Raw genomic sequence first — 12,323 nt, 5'->3', positions numbered from 1 at the left:
AACCCGGGGGGGCGCAGCGCGTAAAACCACACCCCTCCTATCCGCGACTAATGGAACACCACCCCCCCCGCGGGGCCCCCCCCCCGCCGCTCTTGTCTCTTGCATGGCGGAAGAACGCCTGCTTCAAGCCGCCTTTGCTTCTGCTTCATGGAGCGCGAAAGAGCGCCCGTCCGCGTCGAAAATATGCAGGTCTCCGGCGTCCGCCGTCAGCCGCAGTGTCGCTCCGCGCTTGATCTCGACATTGCCCGGCAGCTTGGTCACCAGCGGCAGGTCGGCGCGGCCGATGTCGACATAGACGAGCTGGACCTCGCCGAGCTGCTCGACGTAATCGACCGTCCCTTCGAACAAATAGTCGGCGCCGGTGGCAATCATCAGATCCTCCGGCCTCACCCCGAAGCTCACCGCCGCGCCTTTCGCCGACGCAGGCGTTGCGATCGGCACCGTTGCCTTGCGGCCGCCGACATGGCTGACGACCGTCGGGTTGCCGGTCTTGTCGATCGTCGCCGGCAGGATGTTCATCGCCGGCGAGCCGATGAACTGGGCGACGAACAGATTGCCGGGCCGCTTGTAGAGCTCCATCGGCGTGCCGACCTGTTCGATATGGCCTTCCTTCAGCACGACGATGCGGTCGGCCAGCGTCATCGCCTCGACCTGGTCGTGGGTGACGTAGATCATCGTTGTGGCCGGCATCGACTCCTTGAGCTTGGCGATCTCGATGCGGGTGGCGACGCGCAGCGCCGCGTCGAGGTTGGATAGCGGTTCGTCGAACAGAAAAACCTTGGGATTGCGCACGATGGCGCGGCCGATGGCGACGCGCTGGCGCTGGCCGCCCGACATCGCCTTGGGCAGGCGGTCGAGATATTTGGTCAGCTGCAGGATCTCGGCCGCCTGGCGCACCCGCTTGTCGATCTCGGCCTTGCTTTCCTTGCCGATCTTCATCGAGAAGGCCATGTTGTCGTAGACGGTCATGTGCGGATAAAGCGCATAGGACTGGAACACCATGGCGATGCCGCGCTTTGACGGCGGCACGTCGTTGACGATCTCGCCGTCGATCTTGAGCTCGCCCGAGGTGATCTCCTCCAGCCCGGCGATGCAGCGCAGCAAGGTCGACTTGCCGCAACCAGAGGGACCGACGAAGACGATGAATTCGCCCGACTTTATGTCGAGGTCGACGCCGTGCAGAATGTTGAGATTGCCATATGATTTCCTCACTTGCCTTAGCGTGACATCGGCCATGGTACCCTCCAGTTCTTCCTTGAATTCAGTCGATACGCCCGAACCAGGCGCCGTAGCCGCCGAGGCGGATAGTGCCGGCGCCAGTCTGTCCCGAAAACCCGTGTCCCGGCAAGGGCTGCAATGAGCGGCCGCCAAGATCGACTTCGGCCGGCTTTGCTCCGAGATTGAAGGCGCAGACGATCTGCTCGTTGCCTTCGCGGCGGGTGAAGGCGACGGTGTCGCCCTCGCTTTCGATGAACTCGATATCACCCTTGGCCAGTGCCGGATGGGCGCGGCGGAAAGCCAGGAAGCGCCGGTAGTGCTCGAGCAGCGAGCCGTCGTCGCCCTGCTGCACGTTGACGGCTTGCGCAAGGTGCTTGCTGGGCACCGGCAGCCAGGGCTTTGCCGTCGAGAAGCCGCCATTGCGGGCAGCGCCGTCCCAAACCATCGGCGTACGGCAGCCGTCGCGGCCCTTGAATTCAGGCCAGAAGCGGATGCCGTATGGGTCCTGCAGATCCTCGAAGCTGAGCTCGGCCTCGCTGAGCCCGAGCTCCTCGCCCTGATAGATGCAGACCGAGCCGCGCAACGACATCAGCAGCGCGGAGATGACCTTGAGGTAGGCGGTCGGGTCGGGCTCGCCGGCTGCCCAGCGCGAGGCAGGGCGCATCACGTCATGGTTGGAGAAGGCCCAGCACGACCAGCCGTCGCTGGCCACCTTGCCGAAGGTTTCCAGCACCGAGCGCACCTTTGCCGCGCTGATCTTCTCCGGCGCCAGGAAGTCGAAGGAGTAACACATATGCACGCGCTTGCCGCCGGCCGTATAGGCCGCCACCACTTCCAGCCCACGCTGCGAGTCGCCGACCTCGCCAACCGCGGCCGTCGCCGGGTATTCGTCGAGCAAGGCGCGGAAGCGTTCGAGGAAGCCGAGGTTTTCAGGCCGGCTCTTGTCGTACAGATGGTCCTGGTAGTTGTAGGGGTTGACGGCCGGCGCCGTCTGGTCGTTGCGCTGCTCGGGCGGCAGCGGCGGATTGTTTTCGAGGCCCTGGCTGTTGAAATAGAAATTGATGGTATCGAGGCGAAAACCGTCGACGCCGCGCTCCAGCCAGAAGCGGGTGACGTCGAGCAGCGCGTCCTGGACCGCGCGGCTGTGGAAGTTGAGGTCAGGCTGCTCGGCCAGGAAATTATGCAGATAATATTGCTGGCGGCTGGTGTCCCACTGCCAGGCCGAGCCGCCGAAGATAGACAGCCAGTTGTTGGGCGGCGTGCCGTCCGGCTTGGCATCCGCCCAGACATACCAGTCGGCTTTTGGATTGCTGCGGCTCGACCGGCTTTCCTTGAACCACGGATGGATGTCGGCGGTGTGCGAGAGCACCTCGTCGATCATCACCTTGAGGCCAAGCCGGTGCGCCTCGGCGGTCAGCGCGTCGAAGTCGGCCAGCGTGCCGAACATCGGATCGACTTCGCAATAATCCGACACGTCGTAGCCAAAGTCCTTCATCGGCGATTTGAAGAACGGCGAGATCCAGATGGCGTCGACGCCGAGCGAGGCGATATAGGGCAGCCGGCCGATAATGCCCCTGAGGTCGCCGATGCCGTCGCCGTTCGAATCCTGGTAGCTGCGCGGGTAGATCTGGTAGATCACGGCACCTCGCCACCAGTCGCGATCGATAGCGAGATCGGGCTTCGGGGTCGCCTTCAAAGCGGATTGCATGATCTCAACCTCCTTTCACCGAGCCGGCAAGCAGCCCGCGGACGAAATAGCGCTGCAGCGAGAAGAACACGATCAGCGGCACGATGATGGTGACGAAGGCCGATGTCGTCAGGATCTCCCAGTCGCCGCCGCGCGAGCCGAGCAACGCATTGAGCTTGGCGGTAAGCACGATCTGGTCGCCCTCGGTACCAAGGAAAACCATCGCCACCAGCAGATCGTTCCACACCCAGAGAAACTGGAAGATGGCGAACGAGGCCAGCACCGGGAACGACAATGGCAGCACGATCTTGACGAAGATCTCGAAATCGCTGGCCCCGTCGATGCGTGCCGACTCCATGATCTCGCGTGGCAGGCCGGCGATATAGCTCCTCAACAGATAGATGGCGAAAGGCAGGCCGAAGCCGGTATGCGCCAGCCAGATGCCGAGATAGGTCTTCGACGGCACGCCGAAGAAGCTGCCGACGCCGTTATAGAGCTTCAATAGCGGGATCAGCGACATCTGCAGCGGCACGACCAGGAGGCCGATGATGACGGCGATGAGCAGGGCCCGGCCGGGAAAGCGCATCCAGGCCAGCGCGTAAGCGGCGAACGCGGCGATCAGGATCGGGATGACGGTCGCCGGAATGGTGACGGTCAGCGAGTTCATGAAGGAGCGGCCGATGCCTTCCGAAAACAGCACCGTGTCGTAATTGTCGGTGGTGAATTTCGGCGGCGCCGACGAGGCGTAATAGACGCGCTGGCCGCGTTCGCCTTCGAAAGCCTTCGGCGAGGTCATGACGAAACTGCCGTCGGCATTGAGCTGCAGGGTCACGCCGTCGCCGAGATCGGCTGTCGTGCCGGCGGGATATTGCGTCGGCGCTGCCGACTTGACGCCGAAGGCGCTGATGTTGCGGGCCGGACCGTCGCCGAAAATATTGCCTTGCAGAACGAACTTGCCGTCCTTCTCGAGTTGCGCCGAGGCGGGCGGCAGCCGTCCGGCTTCCGTCTGGCTGGAACTGGTGAACGAGTTCCACCAGCCCGAAGCGATGATCTGGTCCTTGTCGCGCAGCGACGAGACCAGAATGCCGAGCGTCGGGATCGTCCAGATCGCAACGAAGATGAAGACGGCGATATGGACGCCGAAACGGCTGACAAAGGACTTTCCCGTCGACACGGCCATCTCAATGCCCTTCCGTCTCTTTGTTCGCCTGGCGGATGTTCCAGACCATGATCGGAATGACCGCGATCATGATGATGATGGCGATGGTGGCGCCGCGGCCGAAATCGCCGCCGCCGCGGAACATCCAGTCGAACATCAGGTTGGCCAGCACCTGGCTGTTCCACTGGCCGTTGGTCATGGTCAGCACGATGTCGAAAACCTTCAGCACCAGGATGGTGATGGTGGTCCAGACCACGGCGATGGTGCCCCAGATCTGCGGCACCATGATCTTCCAGAAGATCTGGAAAGGGTTGGCGCCGTCGATGACGGCGGCTTCCAGCGTCTCTTCCGGAATGCCGCGCAAGGCCGACGACAGGATGACCATGGCAAAGCCGGTCTGGATCCAGATCAGGATGACCATCAGGAAGAAGTTGTTCCAGAACGGCAGCGAGATCCAGACCTGCGGCTGGCCGCCGAAATACTGGATGATGGCATTGAGCAGGCCGATCTGCGTCTGGCCCTCGCCGCGATATTCGTAGATGAATTTCCAGATGACGCTGGCGCCGACGAACGAGATGGCGAGCGGCAGGAAGATCAGGCTTTTTGCGATGGTGCCCCACCAGATCTTGTCGGTGAGCACGGCGATGATCAGCCCGAGGAAGGTGCAGGCGGCCGGCACCACCGCCAGCCAGATGATGTTGTTGAGGATCGAGTTGCGGAACTCGCGGTCGCCGAACGCCCATTGATAGTTGGCCAAGCCGACGAAATGGGCGCCGCCGCGATCGAGGAACGACAGCCTCAGCGTCTCCACTACCGGGTAGATCAGGTAGATCGTGAGGATGATCATCGCCGGGCCGACGAACAGCCAGGGTCGGATCACCCCCTGCCGGCGCAGATTGTTGATCGCTGCCTTGCCGGAAACGCCGCGTGCCGGAAAGATCGTGTCGAGTGCCTTGTTGGCGCCCCAGAAATAGGCGACGCAGCCGCCCACGCCGATGATGATGACGAATATCGCCGAGAAAATCTGAGCCGCCATGGGTCCCTCCCCCTGCGCACGGATCCGCCAGTCGAGAATGGCTTTGGCGACGGGATCATGCGCCGATTCAGTTGTCTGGAGCGCGACCAGCCGGAAAGCAGGTCACTGGGCGCGCGTCATGCCGGAATGCGTTGTGCTCACGACAATCGACGCGACGCCAAGCACCGGATAAGGTCCGGGCCGTTTGAGGCCCGGACCACGTCACATTGGGAACTCAAGCCGGCCGCTTACTTGATCGCGTCCCAGCTTTTCTGGATGTCGGTGGCGACGTCCTGGGCGGACTTGCCGCCGACCAGGTCGATCATGCCGGTCCAGAACGCACCGGCGCCGATCTTGCCCGGCATCAGGTCGGACCCGTCGAAGCGGAAGGTCGAGGCGTTGGCCAGGATCTCGCCCTGCTTCTTCAGCGCGTCGCTGGCATAGGCGTCCTTGTTGACCGACTTGAACGGCGTCACGAAGCCGCCCTGTGCCATCCAGATCTCATGAGCGAGCGGCAGCTTCAGGAATTCGATGAACGCGCGGGCACTCTTGCTGTCTTTGGTGATCATGGCGAGCGTGCCGGCGCCGAGCACCGGAGTGCCGAGCTCGGGCTTGGAAGCGTAAGGCGGGAAGTAGAAGAAGTCGGCATCCTCGCCGATCTTGGTGCCTTGCGGGAAGAAGGTCGGGATGAACGATGCCTGATGGTGCAGATAACATTTTGGCGGCACCGAGAAGAGGCCCTTCGGGCTGTCACGGAAATCGGTCGCCGCAACCGCCTTGGCGCCGCCCTCGACCATCTTGTCGTCGGTGGCGATCTTGCCGAAAATGTCGATGGCGTTGACCACTGCCGGATCGTTGAACGGAATTTCGTTCTTCACCCATTTGTCGTAGGTCTCGGGCGTCTGGGTGCGCAGCATGATGTCTTCGACCCAGTCGGTCGCCGGCCAGCCGGTGGCGCCGCCCGAACCAAGCCCGATGCACCATGGCGTGCCGCCGTCGGCGATGATCTTCTTTTCGAGCTCGGCAAGCTCTTCCTGCGTCTTCGGCACCTTGTAGCCGGCTTCCTCGAAATTGTCCGGCGAGTACCAGACCAGCGACTTCACGTCGGCCTTGTACGGAAAGGCGAAGAAGCCGGGCTTGCCGTCCTTGTCCTTGAAGGTGCCGAGGTCGACCCAGGATTGGCCGGCGCCGTAATTGTCCTTGACCCAGTTGGCCGTATCGTCGCCGAGCGGCGTCAAAAGGCCCTTCGATGCCAGATCCTGGATCAGGCCCGGCTGCGGCAGCACGGCAATGTTGGGCGGGCTGCCGGCCTGCGTGTCGATGACGATCTGCTGCTCGTAATTCTCCGACGAGGAGTACTTGATCTCGGCGCCGGTGGCTTCGGAGAAGTAATCGAGGACGGTGCGGATAAGCCCTTCGTCCTCGCCGCGCCACGGCCCGAAGATCGTCAGCGTCTCGCCCTTGAGGTCGACTTTCTTGAGCTCTTCGTAGTTCGCCCAGTTGAAACGGGGATCTTCGCCCGGCTTGAACTTCAGTTCGGCTTGCGCCGGCATGGCGAGCGCAAGCGTGGCAAACGCAGCGCCCAGCAGAAGCATTTTCTTCATCGGTATTCCCTCCCAGTGGTGACAAACACCGAACGAAACCTCCATTCCGTCCGCCGGCGCTGCAGGACTGTGACTCAGTCGGAAAGGAACTGCAACCTTTCGTAGAGTCTTCCAAAGCGCTTTGGTGATTTTGATCACGCCACTGAATTGGTCCGGAGTCAAGAGAAAGCCAGATTAATCGATTTAATTTCTGCGGCCGGGTGCCGGCGAAAGTGCGCTGCAGCACAGTTTTCTGGCGGTGCAGCAGCAAATTCGGCTTCAAACCGGTCCGAACCGTGCGTATGGTCAGTGCGCTCGGCAACGCGGTTCGTAGCGGCTAGCTCGATTCAGATTAAAAGCGCTTTGAGGTTGGAGGCCTCCGGTGAACCTCAAGCAGCTCTCCCACATGCTGGCGCTTTCGCAGACTACGGTGAGCCGCGCATTGAACGGCTACCCGGAAGTCAACGAGGAAACGCGCCGGCGGGTGGTCGATGCCGCCAAGCGTCACGGCTATCGCCCCAATCCGAGCGCCCGCCGGCTGGCGACCGGCAAGACCGGCATGATCGGCTATGTGCTGCCGACGGGAACGACCGTCGACATCGACCCGCATTTCGTCGAGTTCCTGTCCGGCCTCGGCGACTATGCGCGTTCGCACGAGCTCGACCTGGTGCTGTCACCGGCCGATGCCGACGACCAGGAGACGACCTACCGCCGCATTGTCGCCAACCGGCAGGTCGACGCGGTCTATATCTCGTCGCCGAGGCCGGCCGACCGGCGGGTGGCACTCGTCAACACGCTCGGCATTCCCTTCATCGTCCATGGCCGCAGCGAAGGCTTCGATTTCGACTATCCGTTCACCGACATCGACAATGAGGGCGCCTTCCACGAGGCGGCACGGCTACTCGTTCAGCTCGGTCACAGGCGTCTGGCGCTGATCAACGGCGACGATCGCGAGACCTTCGCCATCCATCGCGAGCGCGGCGTGCGCCGCGCGCTTGCGGCGAGCGGCCTGGTGCTTCGTGATCAGCATGTCTGTTCGCTGACCATGACCGAGGAGAACGGCTATCGCGCCGCCCGGCGTCTGCTGGAACAAAGCGACGCGCCGACGGCGATCGCCTGCTCCAGCCTGATCATGGCGCTCGGCGTGGTGCGCGCGGTGCGCGATCTCGGCCTGACCATTCCGGGCGACCTGTCGCTGATCGCCCATGACGACGTCTTTCCCTGGCTGAAGCCGGAAAATTTTTCGGTGCCATTGTCGACGACGCGTTCGTCGATCCGCCTCGCCGGCGCGCGCATCGCCGAACGGCTGGCGGCGCGGATTTCCGGCCTGGAGGAGGGCGCTCGCGGCGAAGTCTGGCCGGTCGACCTGGTGGTCAGGGGATCGGTCGCCGGCGCGCCGGCCTAGAGGCAATCACTCTGAACGGCCGAGGTCGACTCTTGGCGGCTGTTGGCCAGCACCAGCGGGTGCGTCCTGGTCTCAGGCCGCGGATTTGAGGTGATCGATGAAGGCGCGCAGCTTCGGCAGGACTTGGCGCTTGCCGGGATGATAAAGGAAGACACCCGGCGTCGTCGTGGCGACGCCGTCGAGCACCGACTGGAGTTTTCCTTCGGCTATCGGACCTTCGGCGAGTGGTCGCGGCGTCTGCGCCAACCCGACGCCCCGCATCGCGGCCCCGACCAATGTCGAATAGTCGTGCGCAATCAGCGGGCCTGAGACGATCGCTTCGATTGCACCGTTACCGTCGATGAACGACCAGGGTGCGATGGCGCCATTCGAGCGGCGCAAGCGTAAGCAGGCGTGGTGGCGCAAGTCGTCGACACGCTCGGGACGGCCGTAGCGCTCAAAATAGTCAGGGCTGCCGACGACTACGAACGAGAACGGCGGGGTCAGCCGCACCGCGACCATGTCGGCGGCGATGAGTTGCCCGAGGCGGATGCCGGCGTCGAACCCGCCGGTCGCGAGATCGACCATCTGGTCGCTCACGGCGATCTCCAGTTCGATCTCAGGATAGGCTTGGCAGAACGACGCGAGCACCGGCTCCAACATCAGCGGCACGATAGCGCGAGGCACAGACAGGCGCAGCAGACCGGTCGGCCGCTGGCCGATATCGCGGGCAGCCTCGCCGGCCGCTACGAGCTCCTCGAATGCCGGGCCGGCACGGTCGAGGAACCGCTGGCCAGGTTCGGTTAAACCAACGCTCCGCGTCGTGCGGACGAACAACGCCGTGCCCAGGCGAGCTTCCAGCGCGCGCACCGCTTGGCTCACGGCCGATGGCGTCACGCCGAGATCGGCGGCGGCACGGCGGAAGTTACGCCGCATGGCGACGGCCAGGAACGCCTCGACGCCCTCCAGCGCACCATGTCGGACTGTGTAGTTCTGCTTCATAGGTTGTTGTGATTACACCGGATAGTCGAATTGCGGTAGCGGGCTTAAAGCCGCGTGAACCAACTGTTGAGAGTAGGCCAAATGTCCACGGAAATGGTGTTCCAAACCCATCTTGTTCTCGGCTATGTCGCGTGGCTGCTCTGCTTCGGCGCGTACGGTTTGCCGTTGCTCAGGTCGATGGACCGGGTCGCGGCGCAACGCGCTATCGCTATGCTGCACAGCTTCCGCTTCTTCGGGCTCGTCTTCCTAGTTCCGGGCGTCGTAAGCCCCAATCTGCCCGCTGATTTCGCCGTGTTCGCCGCCTACGGCGATTTCGCGACCGGCGTGCTGGCCATGCTGGCGCTGCTCACGGTGAGGATACGCCCGCTCTTCTGGCCGTTGGTCGTCGCCTTCAACGTCGCAGGGACGGTCGACCTCATCGTCGACTATTACCACGCCATTCAGATCGGCCTTCCTGCACGCGCAGGCGAACTGGGCGCCACCTACGCGATCCCGATCATCTACGTACCGCTGCTGATGATAACGCACGTCGCCGCATTCTATTTTCTCCTACGTCCTCAGCAAAACGCGTCCTGAGCGGGCTATTCATTCGCCGCCTCGGCCGCCTTGGTGTTCAGAAGCCCGTAGCCGAAGTCATTGTCCCGCCCCTTCGCGCCGAGATCCTTTGCCGTGGCGGCAAGTGCTTTCTCGACCCAGTCGGCGGAGCGGTCGGGCGCGGCATGCAACAGATTGGCGACGGCGCCGGTCACGATCGCCGCGGCGAAGGACGTCCCGGTCACCACGTCCGAGCCGGCGCCGCTCGGCGCCACCATCTCGACGCCGGGAGCGGAGATGAAGACATAGGCGCCGCGATTGGCCTGCGGCATCAGCCCGTCCTTGGCATCGGTGGCCGTCACCGCGATCACGCCGTCGAAGGCGGCCGGATAACCATAGGGCGCCTTCGGTCCGTTATTGCCGGCGGCCGCAACCAGCACGATGCCAAGCGCACGCGCATTGCGGCAGGCGATGCCGAGCAGGTCGTTCTTCGGGCCGACGAAGCTCATATTGATGATGCGGACATCCTGCTCCGCCGCCCAGTCAAGCGCCGAAAGGACGACGTCCATGGTCGACTTGCCGCCCTCGAAGGCGCGGGCATGATAGATCCTGGCGCCCGGCGCCATGCCTTTGAACGCGCCGGTGCCGGCGATCAGTCCATCGACCGAAGTGCCGTGGTCGCGCGCCTTGATCGGCACGTCGGGCATGGCATCGAACTGCCCGGCGATGACGCCGGAGAGCGCCGGATTGCCGTCGTCGATGCCGGTGTCGATGACGCCGATGCGCACATTCCCGCCGCTGGCTTTGTCGGCATCGAGCGCGATGCGCTCGAACGCATAATTGGCGATGCTGGCCGCCTGCTGCAGCGAGTAGACATGGTTGGCCTCACGCCGCAAAGTGCGGCCGTCGGCGGCGAGCTGTGCCAGTACGACGCCGACCGGGCGGCCATCGGGAATGCCGAAGCGCACCAGCGTGTTGCCGAGCAGCCGCGACTGCCGCTGCGAGCGTATCTCGAGGCCGAACGAGGCCGCGATCTGCTGGACCGCGCCGGCCTCGCCATTGACGGTGACCAGCACCTCGTCGGGCACGAAATCGCCGGTCACGGCGCGCGGCGGCTCGGTTGCCACAAGATCGGTCGGTGCTACGACCGGACCGCCCGGCGCGGCAGCCTGTATTGCCGGCGCGAGGGCGGGTGGGGTTGCAGTATTGCCAGGAGGTATCGGCGCCTCGGTGACTACGGCAGGATTGGGGAACAGGTCGACAATCAAGCCCGGAAGAAACACCGCGCCCGTTGTTCCATGAGCCGGCGCTTTGCCGCCATCCTTCACGCCGCCGCCATCCTTGGCGCAGTCGGCGTTGGCAGCACTTCCCCGGTTCAGGCAGTCGATCTCAGCCTGGGTGAGGTTCGGGTCATTGGTCTGCGCCATTGCGGACGCGGCGAAGATTGTCATCGCCGCCGTCAATCGAATGACCGCCTCAGCCGGCATCAGCCGGTTTCCTTCCCTCCAGCGCAGCTTCGGTGAAAGGCTGGGCGGCGATAAGGCCAAGCAGCTTCTGATAGTCGGCGGCGGTCTTGGCCGGGACGCCGACGCGGAAGACGCCGTCGGCGGTCGGCCCGCCGGCGATCTTCAACTGGTTCTGGTCGAGAAAAGCGACGATATCGGACAGCTTCGCATCCGGTTTGAACTTCACCAGTGCAAACGGCATTTTGGCCAGATCGTCCTCCGATCCGGCAATCTCGAAATCGCCACCTCTGTTGCCGGTCTGCACAAAGGATTGCGCGACGACCAGGGCCAGCAGCACCGCGACCGCGGCCCAGGCGACGCCAGCGGGCACCGCCATGAAGCGGCTCCAGGCTTGCGCCGGCCAGGACGATGCCGCCGGCGCGCCGGACGGGCCGGCCTCGGCGTCGAGCGCCTTGGCAAAGCGGCTGAGCGCATCGGCCGGCGGGCGGATTGCCTCGTTTGCGGCAGCGGTGTCGGAGAATTCGGCCTCGGCCTCGCCTAGTGCGGCCATCGCCGCCGGATCGCTCGTCAGCCATTCCTCGATGGCTTCGAGCTCGGTGCCCTCCAGCGAGCCGTTCAGATAAAACGGCAGCAGCATTTCCATTTCGTCGCGGCGTGACATCTTTTCAGCGGCGCTCATGGCCACCCCCTGTCGTAACCGGCGGCCTTGAGGGCTTCGCCGAGTTTCTTGCGGGCGTAGAACATCCTGGTCTTGACCGTTGCGACCGGGATGCCGAGTACCTCGCCGATCTCGCTCACCGATTGCCCGTGATAATAGGCAAGGTCGATCACCGTGCGGTGCTCTTCCGGCATGGCATCGATAAAGCGTCGCAAGGCGGCGGCCTTGTCTTCCTTCATCGTCACGACTTCCGGCGTGTCGGCGCCGTCGGCGACCTGGGCCGCGTCATCGTCGTCGATCCAGTCTTCCTTCCTCTTGCGCAGCAGGGACAGCGCCTTGAAGCGGGCAATGCCGAGCAGCCATGTCGAGACCTCCGAGCGCCCCTCGAAGGCCGGTGCCTGCCGCCAGAGTTCGAGGAACACCTCGTTCGCGATATCGTCGGCCATCTGTTCCGATCCCGTCTGGCGTGCCACGAAGCGGTAGACCCGCGCGTGGTGGCGCATGAACAGGAGCCGCACGGCGGCACGGTCGACTTTCGCGACCCGCTCGACAAGCGCGCGATCGGTCTCCGCGGCCGTCATCGCCGGTCGAGCCGCCTGGCTCCTGCCTGCTCTGTC

Annotated in this window: 11 protein-coding genes; 2 read left to right on the top strand and 9 right to left on the bottom strand. The window is 63.9% G+C overall.

What is annotated here, in order from left to right; translation table 11 throughout:
* Positions 1-123 precede the first annotated feature (123 nt).
* The 5 genes from NKH41_RS01860 to NKH41_RS01840 form a co-directional block, all read right to left on the bottom strand.
* Positions 124-1,236 carry an ABC transporter ATP-binding protein gene (locus tag NKH41_RS01860; RefSeq protein WP_352469836.1) on the bottom strand — a complete coding sequence of 371 codons (1,113 nt, stop codon included), beginning with the start codon at positions 1,234-1,236 and terminating at the stop codon, positions 124-126.
* Positions 1,237-1,261: 25 nt separating this feature from the next.
* Positions 1,262-2,926, bottom strand: coding sequence for a beta-galactosidase BglA (gene bglA, locus NKH41_RS01855; protein ID WP_352768944.1), 1,665 nt, complete (start codon positions 2,924-2,926; stop codon positions 1,262-1,264).
* 4 nt (positions 2,927-2,930) lie between these two features.
* A complete protein-coding gene (locus NKH41_RS01850; RefSeq protein ID WP_352540345.1) occupies positions 2,931-4,085 on the bottom strand; it encodes a carbohydrate ABC transporter permease in 1,155 nt (384 codons plus the stop codon).
* A 1-nt stretch (position 4,086) separates the two neighbouring features.
* The gene (locus tag NKH41_RS01845; RefSeq protein WP_352540346.1) at positions 4,087-5,100 is read right to left on the bottom strand and encodes a carbohydrate ABC transporter permease; all 1,014 of its coding nucleotides are present in this window, start codon (positions 5,098-5,100) and stop codon (positions 4,087-4,089) included.
* A gap of 227 nt (positions 5,101-5,327) precedes the next feature.
* Positions 5,328-6,683 (bottom strand): ABC transporter substrate-binding protein, encoded by a 1,356-nt coding sequence (locus NKH41_RS01840; RefSeq protein ID WP_352522473.1) that lies wholly within the window; start codon positions 6,681-6,683, stop codon positions 5,328-5,330.
* 361 nt (positions 6,684-7,044) lie between these two features.
* On the opposite strand from NKH41_RS01840, the gene NKH41_RS01835 reads away from it, so the two are divergent.
* The gene (locus tag NKH41_RS01835) at positions 7,045-8,067 is read left to right on the top strand and encodes a substrate-binding domain-containing protein (protein WP_031213013.1); all 1,023 of its coding nucleotides are present in this window, start codon (positions 7,045-7,047) and stop codon (positions 8,065-8,067) included.
* A gap of 72 nt (positions 8,068-8,139) precedes the next feature.
* On the opposite strand, the gene NKH41_RS01830 is transcribed toward NKH41_RS01835, so the two are convergent.
* The gene (locus NKH41_RS01830; RefSeq protein WP_352768948.1) at positions 8,140-9,048 is read right to left on the bottom strand and encodes a LysR family transcriptional regulator; all 909 of its coding nucleotides are present in this window, start codon (positions 9,046-9,048) and stop codon (positions 8,140-8,142) included.
* 81 nt (positions 9,049-9,129) lie between these two features.
* On the opposite strand from NKH41_RS01830, the gene NKH41_RS01825 reads away from it, so the two are divergent.
* Entirely contained in the window at positions 9,130-9,624 is a 495-nt protein-coding gene (locus NKH41_RS01825; protein WP_352540348.1) for a DUF8737 domain-containing protein, read from the top strand.
* 5 nt (positions 9,625-9,629) lie between these two features.
* Here the strand turns inward: NKH41_RS01825 and NKH41_RS01820 are convergent, their stop codons facing one another.
* From NKH41_RS01820 to NKH41_RS01810, 3 genes are read right to left on the bottom strand one after another with little or no spacing between them, the layout of a single operon-like run.
* A complete protein-coding gene (locus NKH41_RS01820; RefSeq protein WP_352768951.1) occupies positions 9,630-11,069 on the bottom strand; it encodes a S8 family serine peptidase in 1,440 nt (479 codons plus the stop codon).
* Complete coding sequence (locus NKH41_RS01815) at positions 11,059-11,727, bottom strand: anti-sigma factor (protein ID WP_352768952.1); 669 nt, start codon at positions 11,725-11,727, stop codon at positions 11,059-11,061. Before NKH41_RS01815 ends, NKH41_RS01820 begins: the two co-directional genes overlap by 11 nt.
* Positions 11,724-12,287 carry a sigma-70 family RNA polymerase sigma factor gene (locus NKH41_RS01810; protein ID WP_352768955.1) on the bottom strand — a complete coding sequence of 188 codons (564 nt, stop codon included), beginning with the start codon at positions 12,285-12,287 and terminating at the stop codon, positions 11,724-11,726. Before NKH41_RS01810 ends, NKH41_RS01815 begins: the two co-directional genes overlap by 4 nt.
* Between the last annotated feature and the right edge of the window lie 36 nt (positions 12,288-12,323).

Origin of the sequence: Mesorhizobium sp. M1169 (assembly GCF_040318345.1) — a bacterium.
Lineage (GTDB): Bacteria > Pseudomonadota > Alphaproteobacteria > Rhizobiales > Rhizobiaceae > Mesorhizobium.
The sequence above is the reverse complement of the archived record's forward strand: the minus strand, read 5'-3'. Positions and strand labels throughout refer to the sequence as shown.

What these genes read in the sequence shown, in the direction of transcription:
- NKH41_RS01860 (WP_352469836.1), bottom strand. Translation starts at nt 1,236, where the DNA reads ATGGCCGATGTCACGCTAAGGCAAGTGAGGAAATCATATGGCAATCTC.
- bglA (WP_352768944.1), bottom strand. Translation starts at nt 2,926, where the DNA reads ATGCAATCCGCTTTGAAGGCGACCCCGAAGCCCGATCTCGCTATCGAT.
- NKH41_RS01850 (WP_352540345.1), bottom strand. Translation starts at nt 4,085, where the DNA reads ATGGCCGTGTCGACGGGAAAGTCCTTTGTCAGCCGTTTCGGCGTCCAT.
- NKH41_RS01845 (WP_352540346.1), bottom strand. Translation starts at nt 5,100, where the DNA reads ATGGCGGCTCAGATTTTCTCGGCGATATTCGTCATCATCATCGGCGTG.
- NKH41_RS01840 (WP_352522473.1), bottom strand. Translation starts at nt 6,683, where the DNA reads ATGAAGAAAATGCTTCTGCTGGGCGCTGCGTTTGCCACGCTTGCGCTC.
- NKH41_RS01830 (WP_352768948.1), bottom strand. Translation starts at nt 9,048, where the DNA reads ATGAAGCAGAACTACACAGTCCGACATGGTGCGCTGGAGGGCGTCGAG.
- NKH41_RS01825 (WP_352540348.1), top strand. Translation starts at nt 9,130, where the DNA reads ATGTCCACGGAAATGGTGTTCCAAACCCATCTTGTTCTCGGCTATGTC.
- NKH41_RS01820 (WP_352768951.1), bottom strand. Translation starts at nt 11,069, where the DNA reads ATGCCGGCTGAGGCGGTCATTCGATTGACGGCGGCGATGACAATCTTC.
- NKH41_RS01815 (WP_352768952.1), bottom strand. Translation starts at nt 11,727, where the DNA reads ATGAGCGCCGCTGAAAAGATGTCACGCCGCGACGAAATGGAAATGCTG.
- NKH41_RS01810 (WP_352768955.1), bottom strand. Translation starts at nt 12,287, where the DNA reads ATGACGGCCGCGGAGACCGATCGCGCGCTTGTCGAGCGGGTCGCGAAA.